General features: G+C 55.6%; 19 protein-coding genes and 2 rRNA genes. 6 read left to right on the forward strand and 15 right to left on the reverse strand.

The genetic code is table 11. From position 1 onward, the window contains the following. Positions 1–153 precede the first annotated feature (153 nt). A complete protein-coding gene (locus A3850_RS16945; protein WP_231915345.1) occupies positions 154–1,110 on the reverse strand; it encodes a serine hydrolase in 957 nt (318 codons plus the stop codon). A gap of 275 nt (positions 1,111–1,385) precedes the next feature. Then, complete coding sequence (locus tag A3850_RS16950) at positions 1,386–2,237, reverse strand: LysM domain-containing protein (protein ID WP_068219265.1); 852 nt, start codon at positions 2,235–2,237, stop codon at positions 1,386–1,388. Positions 2,238–2,437: 200 nt separating this feature from the next. Between A3850_RS16950 and A3850_RS16955 the strand changes: the two genes are divergently transcribed. Continuing rightward, on the forward strand, positions 2,438–3,028 hold the full coding sequence (locus tag A3850_RS16955; RefSeq protein WP_068219267.1) for a DinB family protein: 591 nt from the start codon (positions 2,438–2,440) through the stop codon (positions 3,026–3,028). A 21-nt stretch (positions 3,029–3,049) separates the two neighbouring features. Next, positions 3,050–3,577, forward strand: coding sequence for a dTDP-4-dehydrorhamnose 3,5-epimerase (gene rfbC, locus A3850_RS16960; protein ID WP_068219269.1), 528 nt, complete (start codon positions 3,050–3,052; stop codon positions 3,575–3,577). Between the two features lie 19 nt (positions 3,578–3,596). On the opposite strand, the gene A3850_RS16965 is transcribed toward rfbC, so the two are convergent. Then, positions 3,597–4,424 (reverse strand): family 16 glycosylhydrolase, encoded by an 828-nt coding sequence (locus A3850_RS16965; RefSeq protein ID WP_068219271.1) that lies wholly within the window; start codon positions 4,422–4,424, stop codon positions 3,597–3,599. A 47-nt stretch (positions 4,425–4,471) separates the two neighbouring features. On the opposite strand from A3850_RS16965, the gene A3850_RS16970 reads away from it, so the two are divergent. From A3850_RS16970 to A3850_RS19585, 3 genes are read left to right on the forward strand one after another with little or no spacing between them, the layout of a single operon-like run. After that, positions 4,472–5,647: a glycosyltransferase gene (locus A3850_RS16970; RefSeq protein ID WP_068219274.1), complete on the forward strand. Its 1,176-nt coding sequence runs from the start codon at positions 4,472–4,474 to the stop codon at positions 5,645–5,647. Then, positions 5,640–6,335, forward strand: a complete 696-nt coding sequence (locus tag A3850_RS16975; RefSeq protein WP_068219276.1) for an allophanate hydrolase subunit 1 — start codon at positions 5,640–5,642, stop codon at positions 6,333–6,335. Before A3850_RS16970 ends, A3850_RS16975 begins: the two co-directional genes overlap by 8 nt. Beyond that, a complete protein-coding gene (locus A3850_RS19585; RefSeq protein ID WP_076639963.1) occupies positions 6,314–7,228 on the forward strand; it encodes a hypothetical protein in 915 nt (304 codons plus the stop codon). The genes A3850_RS16975 and A3850_RS19585 overlap by 22 nt, the downstream gene beginning before the upstream one ends. Before the next feature lie 6 nt (positions 7,229–7,234). On the opposite strand, the gene A3850_RS16985 is transcribed toward A3850_RS19585, so the two are convergent. From A3850_RS16985 to serC, 3 genes are all read right to left on the reverse strand, one after another. After that, positions 7,235–7,879, reverse strand: coding sequence for an HAD family phosphatase (locus A3850_RS16985; protein WP_068219280.1), 645 nt, complete (start codon positions 7,877–7,879; stop codon positions 7,235–7,237). Between the two features lie 100 nt (positions 7,880–7,979). Next, positions 7,980–8,192, reverse strand: a complete 213-nt coding sequence (locus A3850_RS16990; protein WP_068219283.1) for a hypothetical protein — start codon at positions 8,190–8,192, stop codon at positions 7,980–7,982. 161 nt (positions 8,193–8,353) lie between these two features. Beyond that, positions 8,354–9,412, reverse strand: a complete 1,059-nt coding sequence (serC, locus tag A3850_RS16995; RefSeq protein WP_068219285.1) for a 3-phosphoserine/phosphohydroxythreonine transaminase — start codon at positions 9,410–9,412, stop codon at positions 8,354–8,356. A gap of 249 nt (positions 9,413–9,661) precedes the next feature. Between serC and A3850_RS17000 the strand changes: the two genes are divergently transcribed. Beyond that, positions 9,662–11,131, forward strand: a complete 1,470-nt coding sequence (locus tag A3850_RS17000; protein WP_068219287.1) for a M48 family metallopeptidase — start codon at positions 9,662–9,664, stop codon at positions 11,129–11,131. 114 nt (positions 11,132–11,245) lie between these two features. Here the strand turns inward: A3850_RS17000 and A3850_RS17005 are convergent, their stop codons facing one another. From A3850_RS17005 to A3850_RS17045, 9 genes are all read right to left on the reverse strand, one after another. After that, entirely contained in the window at positions 11,246–11,785 is a 540-nt protein-coding gene (locus tag A3850_RS17005) for a hypothetical protein (protein ID WP_068219289.1), read from the reverse strand. Further along, positions 11,782–12,123: a cupin domain-containing protein gene (locus A3850_RS17010; protein WP_068219926.1), complete on the reverse strand. Its 342-nt coding sequence runs from the start codon at positions 12,121–12,123 to the stop codon at positions 11,782–11,784. Before A3850_RS17010 ends, A3850_RS17005 begins: the two co-directional genes overlap by 4 nt. A 5-nt stretch (positions 12,124–12,128) precedes the next feature. Then, positions 12,129–12,905 carry an SDR family oxidoreductase gene (locus A3850_RS17015; RefSeq protein ID WP_068219291.1) on the reverse strand — a complete coding sequence of 259 codons (777 nt, stop codon included), beginning with the start codon at positions 12,903–12,905 and terminating at the stop codon, positions 12,129–12,131. A 66-nt stretch (positions 12,906–12,971) separates the two neighbouring features. Continuing rightward, the gene (locus A3850_RS17020) at positions 12,972–13,895 is read right to left on the reverse strand and encodes a sporulation-delaying protein SdpB family protein (protein WP_068219293.1); all 924 of its coding nucleotides are present in this window, start codon (positions 13,893–13,895) and stop codon (positions 12,972–12,974) included. Further along, entirely contained in the window at positions 13,892–14,461 is a 570-nt protein-coding gene (locus A3850_RS17025) for an SdpA family antimicrobial peptide system protein (protein WP_068219295.1), read from the reverse strand. The genes A3850_RS17020 and A3850_RS17025 overlap by 4 nt, the downstream gene beginning before the upstream one ends. Then, positions 14,461–15,393, reverse strand: coding sequence for a hypothetical protein (locus tag A3850_RS17030; RefSeq protein WP_068219297.1), 933 nt, complete (start codon positions 15,391–15,393; stop codon positions 14,461–14,463). Before A3850_RS17030 ends, A3850_RS17025 begins: the two co-directional genes overlap by 1 nt. A gap of 85 nt (positions 15,394–15,478) precedes the next feature. Then, on the reverse strand, positions 15,479–17,017 hold the full coding sequence (locus A3850_RS17035) for a S8 family serine peptidase (RefSeq protein ID WP_068219299.1): 1,539 nt from the start codon (positions 17,015–17,017) through the stop codon (positions 15,479–15,481). A gap of 210 nt (positions 17,018–17,227) precedes the next feature. Then, positions 17,228–17,341 (reverse strand): 5S ribosomal RNA (rrf, locus tag A3850_RS17040). Between the two features lie 260 nt (positions 17,342–17,601). Then, positions 17,602–17,698 (reverse strand): 23S ribosomal RNA (locus tag A3850_RS17045); the annotation flags it as partial.

Here is a 17,698-nt window from a genome sequence, read left to right on the forward strand (position 1 = left end):
AGGTACAACCTGCTCCGCCCTCTTTTTAGCCGTGTTTGCCAAGCCTAAAATTTGCGTGGCATCTTAGGCTACTCGAAAATGGGTCAGGGTAAAACAGCGCGACCCGGCTTCCTGATTTGGAAGCCGGGTCGCGCTAGCTGGATACGAGCCATACTAGCTGGCCAACATCTTATCGAGGACAGCACCAATCTGGCGGACAATCTGCTCGCCGGCGGCATCGTCTACCAACGCAGTCATGATGTAGTCGCGCTCTGGCCCCTGTACCATGGCTACGTCAGCGTGGAAGGTGGACCAGGAACCGGACTTGCGGTAGACCTTGGCCTTGGGAGCAACGCGGTCCAAAACGCTGACGAATTTGTGGTGCAATTCTGGATCCACGAGGTAGCTACGCATCTTTTCACTGGCAGTCTCGCTAACGAGGTCGTCGTTATGCAGCTTGTAGAAGTAACGGCAGATCTGCTCAGTCGTAGCGGCGTGGCTGATGCCCTTCATCGGATCTGGGTGGCGGCGGCCACCGGCAGCGTAGCGCTTACCTACCCACAGGCCTCCACCGTAAGCGGGGTCGTAGAGTTTGAGGTTAGGGTCCGTCATGGTCCGCTCGATGTTTTCGAAACCGACGCGGTCAATCATGCGCGTGGTGGCGGCGTTGTTAGATTTGGCGATCATGAGGCGCATGTCCTTTTTGATCTCTTCCGTTTCCTGAAGCTCACCGCGCTCAATGGCATCGTGGGCTGCAGCGAGAACGGCAATCTTAGGGAGGCTAGCGGCGTACATCATGTGCTGTCCGTTGACGGCAGCGTAACGGACGCAATTTTCGTCGTTCATATCAACGATACCAACGGAGAGGCGCTTCTGGTCGATCAACCGTTTCCAGGTTGGATTCTTGCGCAGACGCTGTCGCAATTGCTGTTCTAAGGCGCCATCCTTAAGGGAGCGCAGACCAGGAGAAACTACCGGAGCGGGTGCAATTTCCTCCACACAGACCTCAGCGGTACTTACCGCAGGGCTGAAGAAGAAATTGGTGATGGTGGAAGACAAACCAGCGGACTTCGCACTCATCATGAATAGGGCTACTACGATGAGTGAAAGAATGGATGATAGCTTGATCATAAGTGAAATTCGTTCTGATGAGGTGGCGGATTAAAAAATCAACTACCAGGGTGCAAAAATTCCAGGGTCAAATCGGAAATGCTGAACTCAAAAGCTAATGCAAAAATAATCAAATGTGCGGTGGGTATCCGTGTATTAACGCTGGAACGACAACTATAGTTGTTCACCCACACAATCACTAAGTACTGACAATCAGCAACTTATATTTCCTTAACAGTAATTTATGATTTGTAGAGTACGCCAATTCCTTGTTAACTGTGTTCGCCCTCCCTGCCCTAAAAGTGACGGGTCTTGACGTAGAACAACTTGTCCCGAACGCCAAATGCCTTGACGAGCAAAGGGCTCACCACCAACATCACCTCCGGCTTGTAAATCTGTTCGGGGATGCGACCCATAACGCGGGCGTACAGCGTCCGGCGGCTGCGGGGGTCCTCAATTTCAATGACACTGTTGATGGGGGCGGTGCGGTGGAGCACCATGAATTTCGTCCGGTCCCCCTTCTTCGTCCAGGCTGCCTTGCCGTTTTCGGAGGGCATCTCTTTGCCGGCAGTACGCGATTCCCACAGTGCGCGAAGGGGAGCGTTCTGGGCCTGATAGGCATCTGCGTACACCCTCCCGGTGAAGGGGAGGCCACTGATGGGTAGATAACCGATGACCAGGGTAGCGCCCGTTTTCAGTTGGCTGGGATCCACCTCGGGATTCAGGCGAGTGATGGGGTCAGGGTTCAACCAACCCAGTCGCCTTACGGCCAGGCCGTACAGCGTCTCCCCCTTCGCCAATTGGTAGCGCACGGGCACGAACCACGCCAAGCTATCCCCCGGGATTTCGTAGCGAATCAATTCTTTGGCGATGGCGACTTTGATGACGTCGCCCACATCGTAACCGCGGCGTAGCTCCGGGCTCAGTGCGTAAAAATCCTCGACGTTGCGACCGTAGAATTTGGAGGCGCCGTAAACGGTCTGCTTAGGAGCCAAGTGGTGCTCAAAAACCAGGTTGGCGGACGCACCGTCGACCTTCAGCAACATGGTGTCCGTCGGGTAGAGGTAATAAAGGCTATCACCGGTGTACTGGGCACAAAGCGCGCCAGCCAGGGCCACCGTGGCCAGGAGGGTAAAAAAGTATTTCACTAACGCTTCGTTTGGATCAGTAAGAAAAATCGGGAACGGATTTGAGCAGCAACGATTGACTTAGTGGCCAGGTTGAACCCTGCTTCCAATTCCGTGGACAACAGCTGGCTACAAGATAGGAACCCGAACGTAATTCCCCGGCCCCGTCGTACCTGGCCCAGGATAAATCCGGAGTTCCCTTCCTAGCTTATCTTCGCGGCATGGTTCCAACGCGTATTCTTCCTTCCGTATTACTTGCCTTCTTGCTCTGCACCTGCGCCAGCGCCCAGAACGGCGAAACGCCCAAGCCTGCCCGGCAGGAACGGGTGGACGAAACGACGTTCCCGGCACAGCAAGAGTGGTTAGATAAGTGGGAAAACTCCCTGGCCTACACGCTGGAAACCCTAATGCTACTCGAAGAGAAAGACCTCGATTATCGCCCCACTGAAGACCAGATGACGCTGCGCGAACAGTTTCACCACATGGCCGGGAACATCTACTTCCTGACGGGCAAATTCATCCACGCGCCGGAGGGCTTCGACCGCAAAGCCATCACCGCGACCTTTGCCGACGACGCCGACAAAACCGAACTCGCCGCTACGCTCACCAAAGCCTATTTCTTCGGCGCCAAGGCCGCCCGCCGCTTGAACGAGGAAGCCTGGAACAGTAGCGTACCCGACTTTTTTGCTGGGCCGAAAAGCAAACGCGTCGTCTTCAATCTTTTGCAGGACCACGCCACCCACCACCGGGCGCAAACGCTGGTTTACCTGCGCCTGCTTGGCTACACCCCTCCCCGTTACCGCGGTTGGTAACTCACCCACAAGTACGAATCTATGCCCTTTACGGCTACCCCCATCGACGGATTGATGATCTTCGAACCCCGCGTCTTTGGCGACGAACGGGGTCACTTTTTTGAATCCTACAATGCGAAGACTTTTCAGGAAGTGGGCATCACAAATGAGTTCGTTCAGGATAACCAGGCGCGTTCAGCCAGGGGAATTCTGCGGGGCATGCACCGCCAAACCGGTGATGCGGCCCAGGCAAAACTCGTGCGCGTGGTGGAGGGATCCGTCTACGACGTAGCCGTCGACTTACGGCCCGGCTCCCCCACCCTCCACCACTGGTTCGGCGTGGAGTTGACTGCAGACAACAAGAAACAACTGTTCGTACCCCGCGGCTTCGCACATGGGTACCTGGTGCTTTCCGAAACGGCCACTTTCGCGTACAAATGCGACAACTACTATGCGCCCGACGCGGAGGCTGGCCTGCGCTACGATGACCCGACGGTAGGCATCGAATGGCCTACAGTGGATACCCCTTTAGTAGTAGCGGAACGCGATCTAAGCTGGCCGCTGCTTTAAGTCAGGACCAGTAGATGGTTTACTGCTGGTAAACGCGTACGTAATCGATCGACATCGTAGCGGGAAATGCTGAGTCATCCACCTTAGCGTTGGGCCCGCGAATACCACCAACGGATAAGGTAGCGGCCATATAGTAAGGTGCTACGAATGGGTAAGCGCTTTTACCCTTTCCGGGGCGGGGCGTGTAAGTCCAGTACTCCGCACCGTCGACGGAAAAGACGAGCGCGTCCTTCGTCCACTTACAGCCAAAGACGTGGAATTCATCCTCAAAGTCCGGTTGTTGCACGGAAGCCCCGACCTGGCTTCTAGTGGCCCAATTATTAGCCTGTGTCTGGACGGCGCCGCTGATGACGGTAGGGAAAGAACCGTAGTGTTCAAACAGATCAATCTCTCCGGCGTGGGGCCACCCTAGTTTACTGACGCCGGCGCCCACCAGCCAGAAGGCGGAGCGTAAACCCTCCCCCTTTGCCATTTTGGCCCGCACCTCGATGTAGCCGTACTGGAATTCTTGCTTCCCCTTGGAGACGAGCCGGGTACTGGTATAATCGTTGGTACGGGCCTTCTCCTTGCGCGCAGTGATATTTAGTAAACCATTGGAAACGTTGACGTTATCCGGGTCGGCTTCTAAATAGTTTTGAAGCTCTTTGGCCGTCCAGCCGTAACCACCCGTTTGGTACCCCCATTTGGTCGTATCCGGGAGAGGGCCGGAGTTGAACTCGTCATTCCAGACCAATTTATACCCTTCCGGAGCAAACCCGGGCGTATCGGTGAGCGCCTGATCCGGCGTTTCGCAGGAACTGAAGGCGAACGAAATGAGGCAGCAAAAAAGGAACAGTCGGGCAGTCATAAAACAGTAGCTTAGCGAGCGCAAAGGTATGAAACCGAACACTGCTTATGGCCCGCCCGCAACTTCTCGTTGTTACCCCTTGGTACCCTAATCGGCTGAATGGGCACGACGGTAATTTCGTGGCCAATACGACCCGCTTAGTTGCACCCGACTACGCAGTTACCGTACTGGCCGTGATCGAGGATAAGCAACTTGAACGGGGCTTACACGAAGTCCTCACCACTCAGGAGGACGGCATTCATACCATCCGCGTGTACTTTGGGGCAGGGACGGGTCGGGCGCGCCGAACGCTCTTCCGGATGCGCGCCTGGGAAGCGGGCATCCGAGAACTTTCTGGTTCCTACGCACTCATCCACGCCCACGTACTGATCGACGGTGGCATCGTAGCCGCGCGGCTGGCCAAGCGTTGGGGCATTCCGCTGGTTATTTCCGCCCATGCGTCCCGCTGGTTCAAACGCTGGCCGGTACTACGGATGCCCGATCGCCACCTCGCCGTGCGGGCCGCAAATCAAGCCAACGCGGTTTTACCCGTTAGTCAGGCGCTACTCGAAAGGTTAAAACACTACGGCATTCAGGACCACCTTACAATTTGCTCCAATCCGGTCGATGAATCCATCTTTTTTCCACCCGAAGTAGAACGTGAAGCCACCGGTTTCACCTTCCTGCACGTGAGTGATTTTTCCCCAAATAAGCAGGTTGGCTTGCTGCTCAGTGCTTTCGCGGAGCTTTGTCTCACGGAGCCGACCAGCCAACTTCAGGTCGGAGGAGATGGAGATCCGAAGACACTTGACCAACTCATTGAGGAAAGTTTGCGCGAGCACCCGCTCGAGCACAGAGCACTCGTTCGCAGCCGAATCACAACTTTCGGGGTAACGGATGCCCATGGCATTGCCGACCGGATGAGGGCGGCGGATTGCTTTTTGCTCACCAGCTTTTTCGAAACGCAGTCGGTGGTCCTCCTCGAAGCCCAACTCTGTGGGCTACCCGCCATTTCAACGCGTTCCGGTGGACCGGAGGGCATCATCACCTCAACGGAGCATGGCCAGCTATTTGAGGTAGAAGCAAAAGACCAACTAGTTGCCGCCATGAGCTCTCAAATCCATGCCGGACGTCCATCACTGGAGCAGCGTCAGTCTTTGTCAGCAATAGCGCGTGAACGGTACGGGAATGCGGCCATTCGGAAGCAGCTGCTGGACATCTATAAATTTCTTATAAATGCGTAAGCCGCGGCGCATCCTCAACTACGGCGAGCGGGCCTTGCTGTTGGAGTGGGAGCAGGTCATCCACCCCGAGATCAGCCACGGCGTACACACCTATCAACACGCACTGTTGAGCTGGCCCGGCATCGAAGAAGCGGTGCCCGCCTACGCCTCCTTACTACTCGTGTTTGAGACGCCCCATTGGTCCACCGATCGCCTACGGGAGACTTTGTACAATTGGTCCCCCCGTAGCGTAGAATCATTTCCGGGACGTGAATATGTCCTACCGGTTCATTACAATGGCATCGATTTAGGCGACGTCGCGCATCGTCAGGGATTATCCATCGAAGAGCTCATTCAAAAGCACACGGCGCGGACCTACCTGGTGTACCAACTGGGTTTTCGGCCCGGCTTTGCCTTCCTGGGGGACCTGGATGAGGGCTTACAGCTACCTCGATTAGCATCACCGCGCAAACACGTTGCGGCCGGCACGGTGGCCATTGCCGGCGCCCAAACTGCCGTCTACCCTACGGAGTCTCCCGGGGGGTGGCACCAGTTGGGTCACTGCCCGGTGCCGCTCATTCCGAGTTTGCCAGGCACTGCTTCGGTTAGTCTCCAAGCCGGAGATCAAGTCAGGTTCACAGCCGTTGATGAGTCCACCTATCAATCCATCCTCAAAAATCCTGGCCCGTGGATCACCCAGCGACACTAACGATCGTAGGCGCTGCCGCAGGTGCCCACTTGATTGGACCCAAAAGGACCGGCCTCCGCCACCTGGCCTACCCTACCGGTGGACCGGTGGACCCGATCGCCGCAAAGACCGCCAACGAGTTAGTAGGAAATGGGCCGCAGCATCAACTCCTGGAAATTCCCCTCCGCGGTGGAGAGTGGCATTTCGAAGGTGAAACCAGCATCGCCCTCACGGGTGCGGAGGTGACCTGGACGCTAAACGGACAGCCCATTGAGAGGTACGTCCGTCACGATCTAACGTGCGTGAATGTGCTAAAGGGAAGTTGGTCCAGGAGCGGATGTTACGCTTATTTGGCAGCCAGTCAACTACGGACAACATCGAACGTCAAGGACGGTACAGCAGAGCGCATCTCGCCTTTGTTGCGAAAAGACGCCGTACAGCCTCCATTGACAACAACAGTATCTAGCTCGGCAAAACCTACCCTTCCCAGGAACTTTTGGATGAGTAAAATAGCAGTAAATGAAACGTCACTCATTCGCCTACCTACTTATTACGACCGGTCAGCAGTTCAAATCATCCAAGCGCACGTAGGTCCCGAATGGCGAAGGCTGCCCGAAGGCAAGCGGAAATATTTTCTAGATAGTCTCTTTACGGTAAGCCCCGTCGCCGACCGCCAAGGGATTCGGTTATCCCAGGACGATTCGCACCCGGAAATTCCAACCAGATTATTTTCGATGCTCAGTTCCCCCGTACTGCCAGGCACCATTCAACTTACGCCGACCGGACTCATCGTACTCGGCCCCGATGCCCAAACCGTTGGTGGGTACCCCCGTATTCTACAGTTGGATATCCAAGCGTTGACGAACCTCTACCAACTACTGCCTGGCACCCCAATCCGCTTCGTGCTGGAGTAAAGAAGATCACTGACTGATCAGCGAAAGTGCGTGGCGGATGGCGGCGGCGTTGTCGTGGATCACCACGTCCGCAGCGTTCACGCCGTCGTTCAAACCGATCAGGTAGCAGCCGGCTGCTTTCGCCGCGTCTCCACCGGGATTGCTGTCTTCAATGGCGATGCACTGTTCGGGTGGCAGCCCCAACCGCTGCGCCGCTAGTTGGTAGATATCCGGAGCGGGTTTGCGGTGCGTCACGTCAGTGGCGGTGATGACGACGTCGGTAAATTTGTCTAGGCCGATGGCTGGCAGGACGACGGCGGCGTCCGAGCGTCCGCTATTGGTAGCCACCGCCAGGGGGATGCCGACATTGACGACTGAGGCGAGCGCCTCTTCTACACCAGGGAAGCCTTTGCCGGCGGTACGAACCGCTTCGTGAAAACGGCTTTGTTTGTTCGAGATCAGGTCCGCAGCGCTGATGGCCAAGTCGTGATTTTGAATCACTTGCGCGGCCAGAAAGTGGTCGCTGGTACCGATGAATTGTTCGAACCAGTGTTCGTCGAAATTCAGCCCGTGGTCATCTTTCAAAACATCGAGCCAGGCGGAGCAGTGGGCGGGTTCGGTATCGGCGAGGGTGCCGTCTAGGTCGCAAAGAAGGCCGCGGTAAATAGTCAATTCACTTGGATTTTGGGGTAAACGTACTGCGGCGCGCCCGATGTTGATCGAGCGCGCCGCAGTGTACACAAAAGAGGGGCAGCTTAGTTGTTCAGCAAACTCACTGAATTAGCATGTGCCGAACGCCATTAACGATTCTGCTGATGGTAGCTCCACCCGACTGCACGTTGGCGGAAACTTGCTGAATCTGTTCTGAAGCACCCTGCACATCTTGTTGGTGCGACCGGCCGACGAGAAAGCCCAAACTCATACCACTAATGGCCAGTACGGCGATGAAAGCGACGGAGGTAAAACGGATGCGTTGGCGGGTCATGGTCAATGTGCTTTTGTGTGGGTTACTAAGATAAAGCGTTTCGGCTATTTATGTTGTCCTTAACGCTAACCGGGGCGGATTTCTCGACGAACGTCACGCTAAAGAGGACGAACGTCTTATAAGGCTTGCCCACGAGGTCTTTGACGAGGCCTGATTGACGCTTAAAAGTTCTTCATCACGTCAACGAGTACCTGCACACTTTCAATCGGCATGGCATTGTAAATGCTTGCCCGGAAACCACCAACGGAGCGGTGACCTTTGATGCCATCTACGCCCTTCGCCGCGGCGGCCTCCATGAAAGCAGCTGCGTCATCCTCGTTCACCGGTTTGAAGGTGACGTTCATCAGACTGCGGTCTTCCGGGTTGGGGATGGTGCACTCGAATTTGGGGTTACGCTCGATCTCATCGTAGAGCAACTTCGCCTTCGCTGCGTTGCGTTGCTCCATGGCTACCAGGCCACCCTGCTCCTTTACCCAGCGCATGGTCAGCATGCTAACGTAGATTGGGTATACGGGTGGTGTATTGAACGTCGAGCCCTTAGCAATGTGCGTACGGTAATCTAGCATGGAAGGTAGCTCTCGGTTCACTTTGCCGAGTAGGTCTTTCTTTACGATGACCAGCGTGACGCCGGCGGGGCCCATATTCTTCTGCGCGCCGGCGTAGATGATGCCGAATTTCTCCAACGGCAGGCGGCGGCTGAAGATATCGCTGGACATATCGGCAACGAGGGGAGCATCCGTTTCGGGCCACTCCTTAAGCTGGGTGCCGAAGATGGTATTGTTGCTGGTGAGGTGAACGTACTTCAGCCCTGCGGGAATGTCGTAACCTTTGGGGATGTAGTTATAATTCTGGTCCTTACTGCTGGCCAGTACCTCTACCTTCCCAAATAGGTTGGCTTCCTTGATAGCTTTGGCGGACCAAGCGCCGGTATCTACGTACCCTGCTTTTTCATCCTCGTTAAGCAGGTTCATCGCACTAAGGAAAAACTCGCTGCTAGCGCCACCGGTGATGAAGATGACGCCGTAATCGTCCCCAACGTTGAGCAATTCACGGACGAGTGCTTCTGCTTCCTCCATGACTTTAGTGAATCCAGCACTCCGGTGGCTGATTTCCAGGATGGACAGGCCGGAGTTATCAAAATCTCGGACGGCATCGGCGGCTTGTTCGAGTACGGATGCGGGGAGGATGGCCGGCCCGGCACTAAAGTTATGCTTCTTCATGTTGGAGTTTTGTATGGGGTAAACGCTAAACTTGGCAAAGTTGATTTCACGAACAAAAGTGACGTAGCTACGCTGCTACAACAAGGCAGCTGAATACTATTCACCGACCTCGCTTCCTTCGTTCCGGGTAATGAAGCCCGACCGTGAAATCTTGGCGCAAAAATACTATCTTTTCGCTGCCCATCTCTCAATGAGCCCCGCCGGGAAAAGTTGATTTCCAGCTTTCTCCGGTTTAAACCTTCCCAGTGTATGCATTTCCTGCAAAGTTTCCGCTTCCTCCCGGCAATCATCATCACCGTGCTCTTCGCCAGTTGCACTCCCAAAGTAACGGCACCCGTCACCACGCCCGCGACGACGAGCACTACGGTTTCCAAGCCCCAAAAACCGGGAGAGACCCTGAGCCCCTGCGACAAATTCAGTGATACGCCCAATCCGGACCAGGCGGAGACGGACTACGTCATCTACCGCCAACTGTTCAAAGCAAAAGAAATGACCCAGGCGATGGCCCAGTGGCGCAAAGTCTACGCCGCTTCCCCCGCAGCGGACGGACGGCGGAGCACCGTATTCACCGACGGCATCGCTATGTACAATGACCTGATCCAGAAAAACCCGGAGCGCAAGGATGCTTACGGTGATACCTTACTCACGATCTACGCCAAGGCGCGGGAGTGCTACCCCGGCAACGGCTACATGGCGGCCATCCAGGGTTTCGATAGTTACTACACCTACCCCGGCTCGGCGACGGACGAAGAGATGTTCGACCTGTTCAAGGAAAGCATTGAGATCGACGGGCAGGACAAATTGCAGTACTTCATTATCAACCCCACGGCGGGCCTGGCCGTCAACCTCCACCGGGACGGCAAAATCACCGACACGGAAGCGAAGGAAGTAGTCTCCAAACTACAGTACCGCCTCGCGAAAGGCCTTAAAGAGTGTAAAGGGTCAGAATGCGACCCCTGGAACAAAATCGACGCCTACGCTCCCAGCGCTCTGCGCTACTTTGAAACGGTGAAGGGCTTCTACGAATGCCAGTACTTCGTAGACCGTTACCTGCAGAACTACAAGGACAACCCGGATGATTGTGACGCCATCACCACCGCCTACAGCCGCCTCAAATTCGGTGGTTGCGCAACTGATTCCCCGGAAATGACGGAGCTCAAAAACGCCTTCACGAGCAAGTGCCGCGAAACACCCGCACCCTCCGCCGCAGCCGGCACCTGGGTGGCCAAGGTGCGCGCCGGGTACGATGCCATGGAAGCTGGTAACTCCTCCGAAGCAGTCCGGCTCATCAGCGAGGCGATCCCCGATATTCCGGAAGCTGAGAAGAAGTCACGCTACCAAATGGTGGTTGCGAAGATCTACTACCGCGATCTGCGCAACTTCAGCCAGGCTCGGTCCTTCGCGCGCCAGGCCGCCCAGAATGACCCTACGACCGGTGAGCCCTACATGCTCATCGGTACGCTCTACGCGAGTAGTGGTCCACTCTGTGGTTCCGGTACCGGCTTCAATTCACAGGTCGTCACCTGGCCCGCCATCGACATGTGGCAGCGCGCCAAGAGCATCGATTCTTCCGTAGCTGGCAAGGCGAATAAGCTCATCAACCAGTACAGCCGGTTCATGCCCTCCAAGGCCGACGTTTTTCAGCGCGGCCTCGAAGTAGGCGGCTCCTACACCGTCGGTTGTTGGATCAACGAAACGACGCGGATTCGTACGCCGTAGGTTACCTCAAGATCAATTGATGCTTCCAAAACAGCGCCAAGTGGGCGCTGCCGCGGGTGCGATGGAGGTAGGCAAGTAAGCTGCGCGTAGCCTTAGTTACGTGGAAGCCCCGGCTTAAAAACTACAACTTGATCCTGCGGCGATACCGTCGACGGACTTGATGCGGTCCAACCGCAGCCAGGTGCCGTCGCGAAACTGCACGTACTCCTCGGTGAGGTGGGTCTTCGTGTCCAACAGCCTGGTTTCGGCGCGCTGTTCGCTTCCATCAGCTTGCAGGAAGACCAGGCGGACGGGCCTGCGTTGTACGATGGCCGCCTCGAAGTTGTCGTAAAAGTTACAGTCGATGGCCCGGTAATTGGTGCGGGGTAATTGCCCCAGGCGCTCTTCGTAGGTAGATACCTGCCCAGGGTCGAACGCTGGGTAACTCAGACTCGGCCGGTACTTGGCGGCGCTATCCTCAGGGCCAAAGTAAAGGACGGGCCGGCCGTGCGCCTGGGCCAGGAGAGCTTTGTCCTGATCCGCATTGCTCAGATCACTGTTTCCTTCAAAGATGACGAGGGCATCGAATTCGTAGATAGGCCCCCCACCCCATTTGCGCCAGTCCAGCTCAAAGGGAAAGTCTACGGGTTTTGTGCCCAGGTAATAGATTTTCATCGTGCGGAGTTGGTGAGTGCCCGGTAATCTTCCCGGACCGGATGAAACACGTCAAGGATTCGGCAGTCCGTCAACGCTACCCCCTCGTGGGGAACGGTTGAGGCCATAATGGCAACATCTCCAGCATAACATTTGCGCGTGACGCCGTCGACCGTGAACTCAAATTTACCCTCCAGAATAGTGGACGTTTGCTCGTGTGGGTGATGGTGTAACGGCAGCCTCGTACCCGCCTTGATGTGGAAATCCGCAATGGTGCAAGCTTCGGTGTGAATGATATGCCCAAGAATACCAGGGAATACTTCGACGAGGGGGAGGTCCTGATCTTTATTTACGTACATATTCATTAGCCGGTGATGTGGCGAACCAACCCGCCGTCCACCGTAATGGTTTGGCCCGTCAGGTAATTTCCGGAAGGTGACAGGAGCAATAGGGCCATGGCGGCAAAGTCCTTTGGGTCTCCCAAACGTTTGACGGCGGTTTCGGCAGTGAACTGTTCCTCCACCTCCTCCAACTTCATCTTTTGTATTTCGGCTGATTTCTTCAGCACCGTGGTAATGCGCGGAGTGGCGTGGTAGCCGGGTGCCAGGATATTGCAAGTTATCCCCTGCTCTCCCACCTCCCGACTCAAGGTTTTGACGTAGCCGGCGACTCCGGCGCGCATGACGTTACTGAGTACCAGGTTATCGATGGGCTGCTTGATGGAGACGCTTTCGAGGTAGAGTAGCCGTCCGCCACCGCGCTGAATCATCCCGGGCAAGAGGGCGGCGGTCAACTGAATTTTCCACCGGAGTGTCCCCTGGTACGCGTGGTCCCAATCTTTCATCTCCAGTTCATCCGCTCTCCCGGTGGGGGGGCCGCCGGCGTTGAATACGCAACCGTAGAGTTCCCGCTCATTCAAGTAGCCGGCCAAATTCTTTACGGCCGTCGCATCCGTGAGGTCGGCGGCGTACCCCTCAAACCCGGTACCTGCGGCAGCGCCCAACTCCTCCAGCTTTGATTTCGTACGCGCGATGCCGATCACCTTGGCGCCTTCCGCCAACAGGGCTTCTACGATTGCCTTGCCGAGGCCGCTGGTTGCTCCACCGACGGCAAAAAGGCGGTCTTTTAGTTGTAAGTCCATGTACTGACAAGGTACGCTCTGGGTATTGATGAGTATAGACTTTCTCCAGCAAAAAAGCTACCGACATCAAGCCGGTATGGTTTTGACGTGCTTACTACCTGGCCGCGCCTGACTGAGCTTCGGTAAGCTGACCGGTTGATCAAGCGGTAGGAGGTAAAGTACGAGACCACCGATCATGATCAGGCCAAAGCCGATCAAACCGTGGATAGCAGCGATGGCGACGTGAAACAGAAGGGCCCAACGGAAGAGCCGTCTTTTATTCGTGTTGCTCATAAACAAGCCCGCAAACAAGGTCAATTCCAAGCAGACGGAGCCCCAGGTGATGAGTGCCACGATGAATGGGTTCAGCAATAAAGGCAGCGCGATAGGCTCCATCCAATCGACCATACCGATCGAAGAATCGGTAAACCAGTAATACACTGCCGTGCCGTTTAGCCATTCTTCGACCGCCAGCTTGCCAATGGCAGCGTGGAGGTAGACGACGGCCATCTGCAAGCGAATTAACCACAGGAATACGGAGGCCGCGATGCGGCGGGCTTTGCGACCAAGTGCTTCGCTTGCCTTCACTTTCTTCCAATGGTTGGGCCGCGGGTCCAGACACAGCACGGGCAACAATAAGAGACAGAGGATCGCGGCCAAGTGGTCGCCGCCTTCTAACACCGTGCCGGAAAAAATCAGGCTAGCCGCTACCCACCAGTGGAAAAAACCGGAGAGTTGTGGCAGGTAACCAGAAATGACCCAGACCAAGACGCCACAGCTAAGGTAGATACTCGTCTGGGTAGAAAAGGGTAGCACGCAGTACAAGCTATACCCGAAGAGCCCGTCGCAACTGAGGGTGGTGGGTTGATTGGCTACTTCGTGGAACAGCACGTCCGCCGGGCTGAACAGCATTGTGAGTAAGGTGCCTAAGGCAATGAGGGTCCGCGCGAGGCCGAGGGTGTTCGTCCAGGGCCGGTAGTTTGACAATTGGTGTGCAATCCGGTGTATCATGGCTGTTCGCAGTTGTTGGTAAGGAAGAGGATATCAAACTCCGGGATGAGTGATTGGCCGCCCCGGCGGTAGGTCCAGGGAATCGGTTTCGCTCTGACGATGGCTAATTCTCCGCAGAGCATGGGTACGCGGACGGTATTGACGAGTGGTACGCTACTCACGGTGTCGACGGCAGAGATGCTGGCTGCGGTGAAGGGTAATTCGTGGGTCACCCACTTACTGGAGGGGACCTGGCTCATGAGGATCACCATTTCCGTACTGGCGGCCCGGGACCGACGATTAAGCCCAAAATAGTTGGCTGCCTTCGCGTTGGGGTACGGCGCATCGTAGAGTACCCAACCTTGGTCTGATTTGCGATAAATGAAGTGGTCTGCCTCGCGGGCGTTGCGGGTGAAGAAGGCCCAGCCTTCCGGGAAGAGTTTTTTCAGGTCATTACCAACCTCCAACTTTGGAGAGATCGGGTTGAACGGCATCACGGCCACAAATAGTGAACCGACCAAAAGCGCGGCAATGGCTCCGGTAGCGACCAATGTCGCTACCAGAACCGTTGAATCTGCCACCTTCATTAGATGGCTAGATTACGCGCAATGTCATTGACCAGGGATTCCTGAAACATGGAACCCGCCTTATCATCCTGGAAAGGCGTGATGTCAATGGCAAAGACAAGAACAACGACAGCGACGATGCCCGCGACGTAGGCCACCAACGCGACCTCTTCCTCCACGACTACACTGACGCCGGGGTTATCCTGAAAATGCACCATCTGCTGTACCATGATATCCCCACCAAGTTGAGGCGGAAAAGGTGAGATGGTACCGTCGTCAATCGCTGGCCAATCAACTGGAGGCAGTTTGGGCGGCGGAATTTTTTCGAGTGGAGGGAAGGGAAGTGGATTTCCCGGCATACTATGCCCCTCCAACAAGCGATCTTCCTGCTGCTCGAAGTACTCGGTGAGGGTATACACCATCAGTGGTGTATTGTAGGCGCGTTCCTTGAGCAGTAGCTTGCGTTGATTCTGGCGCAGATGGCTCTGCATGCCTTTCACGAGCGCCTGGAACTGGCGGGAATCACGCAGGCTTTTGGGCAGTTGCTTTTGGTGCTTGAGGTAATCCATCAGCGGGAAGCCCATCGTTTTGAGGCCGGCGTTGATCCGCTTACGGTCTCCACTCTGCATGGCTGCGGCAAACTTGGGGAAGAACTCGGGTGAGGTCTTTTTGATGTGGCTCACCAACGACTTAGCGAATTCTCCGTCGCGGCGCATGGCTCCGTCGCCAAGCCCTTCGGCAAACTGACGCTTGACGGTCATCAAGCCGGGTACGCGCTTGGCGATCTCGCCGTCCATCAGGAGCAGGGAGGTGAAAAGTTCTTCGCCCGAATACTTCTTGGCGGGCGGTGGTAGTGCGGACGAATCCGTCACGGCAAAGAGCAAGGTGACCGCCATGAGCGAGCACACGATGCGTACGTAAATGTTCTGGCGTAGCCAGGATAATACCATCATGATGAATGTGTTTTGGTGAGTACCAAAAGTAGATTCATCACTTAGTGCTTCCCCCACCCGCCTGGGTAGTTTACTCGCCGTGTTGTTACCTGATGGTAGCGGACACCGCGGCGGCGGGCTGAACTACCCGACCAGTAGCAGCCCCATCCGGGACATCCTTCCCGGTTCGTTGCAGGATGGAATATGCTTCGGCGGCCTGCATGTCCGGATCCAGGGATTTCATTACTCCCAGTAGGCCGGCTACGAAGGGGCAAGCCATGGAGGTGCCACTGTAGGTATTGTAGGTGCTATTGGGCGTCGTGCTGTAAATGGCAACGCCCGGCGCGGCAATGCCTCGCTGAAGCCGATTAACCTTGTTGCTGAAGGGGGCCCGCATTAAGTATTCATCCAGTGCGGTGACGGTGATGATACCATCCGCGTTTGCCGGAGAATAGTTGTAAGCGTCCATGTTACTGTTGCCGGCGGCTGCGACCACAATGGCCCCGTTATCGTGGGCGTACTTCACGGCCTGGCTGTAGGCACGTTGGCGGCTACCGTTGCTGGCGCCCCCGAGGGAAAGACTGATCACGTCGGCGCCCTCATCGGCAGCTTCAATGATACCGGCGACGATGGATTTCTGAGTGCCCATACCCGCTGCGTTAAGGACCTTGATACTGGTCACTTCCACGAAGGGCTGCGCACCGTTGCCGGCCAGGGAAGCGATGCCGATGGAATTGTTGGTGGTGCCCGCCGCAATCCCGGCGCAATGGGTGCCGTGGCCTACAGGGTCATTATCGTACTTCCCTTCGATGGAGATGTAGTTGTCCTTCAAATCCTCGTGCTGCGCGTCGACGCCGGTATCGAGGATGGCAATTTTCGCCAGCTTTTTGGGCCTGAGATCACTGAGCGTCCGGTAATAGTCGTCCATGTTGAGTACGCGCATGGCCCACTGCATATTAGTGAAGGGGTCATCGATGGACATGTTGTTTGCGGGCTCAGCTTCGCCAGGGATGGCATTAAGATCAAGTGGCCCCAGCGTGATCATCTCGTTGGGCTCGTGGTAAATTATCCCTTTCGCCCCCGTCAGGATTGCTTCGGCGGTAGCGATGTCACCTTCAATGTCCACGGTGTAGAAATCATCAAGTTCGGTGATCCCGGGGGATTGGGGCTGGAAGGCCGGGGAAATCTCCCACTGATTATCCGCAGCCAATTTCTTCAAGGCAGCTAAACCAGACTGGTGGTTGATTTGAACGAGGAGTTCTCCGTCGCTCGCCAATTGGTTACCAGATGGCGAAATGCTCGTAGTTACCGCATCAGCGTTGCTGGAAGGAGCCGAATCGCCCGCGGTCATTTCGTTGAGGAAGTAAGCGCCCGCGAAGAGACAGAAGAGAATAACAATCGCCGTGACGATGCTGATTCGTTTAGCTACCGCGAGGCTCTGAACGAAGCCAACCATCCCCAAGAGGATGAAATCCCGGACAATGCGTGGCAAGGCATCGTTCATAGTGGACACGGCCTGGTAGTCGTTCCAGAGCAGTAGCCCGACGCCTAGATAGGTGGCGAGCATCCAGAGGGTGCCGTCCTTAAAATTGGCCCGAAAGAACCAGAGGGATAAAAGGGTTGCGGTGATGATCAGTAGAAGCATGGTCGTAAGTTCTGCCTTAAGATACGACGGGCGCTGGCGCTAATGGATTGGCCCGACTTACTAATAACGGGCAAACTAGCTTAAAGATTGGCGGAGGGTTAGAAGGTGGCCGTAGCTCGATGGGTAACCTGCGCTAGAAAACCGTCTGTTCGATAGGCCTTTCTATAAACGGAGAAAGCCCCGCTTGCGGTTGCAAGCGAGGCTTTCATAAATTGGCGGCGACCTACTCTCCCGGGATCAATGTCCAAGTACCATCGGCGCTGGGCAGCTTAACTTCTCTGTTCGGAATGGTAAGAGGTGATCCTGCCCGCAATAGCCACCAAAGTCTTGTGACCCCTTCCGGGATCGAGTACTTTAGTGTACGATCAACAAGAGTGATAAGAGATGCAGCCAGTAACGGCATGCGGGATTCTTTGTGAGCTACAAAGACCTTGTTTGCTAATAATAAAATTAATCCTGTCAAGCGTCAGTCTTCGCTTTCAACTACTCATAAGTTCAAGGTATAACATAGTATACTGCTTAACTATTTCGTAGACTTCTTTTCCTCTCCCAACCTCTCCAGAGGAGAGGGGGCGGTTAAAAGAAAAAAGGAAGCTGTCGGGCGATTAGTACTACTCGGCTCCATACATTACTGCACTTCCACCTATAGCCTATCAACGCAGTCATCTTCTGCGACCCTCA

The sequence above is a fragment of the Lewinella sp. 4G2 genome (genome assembly GCF_001625015.1).
In the GTDB taxonomy this organism is placed as follows: domain Bacteria; phylum Bacteroidota; class Bacteroidia; order Chitinophagales; family Saprospiraceae; genus Neolewinella.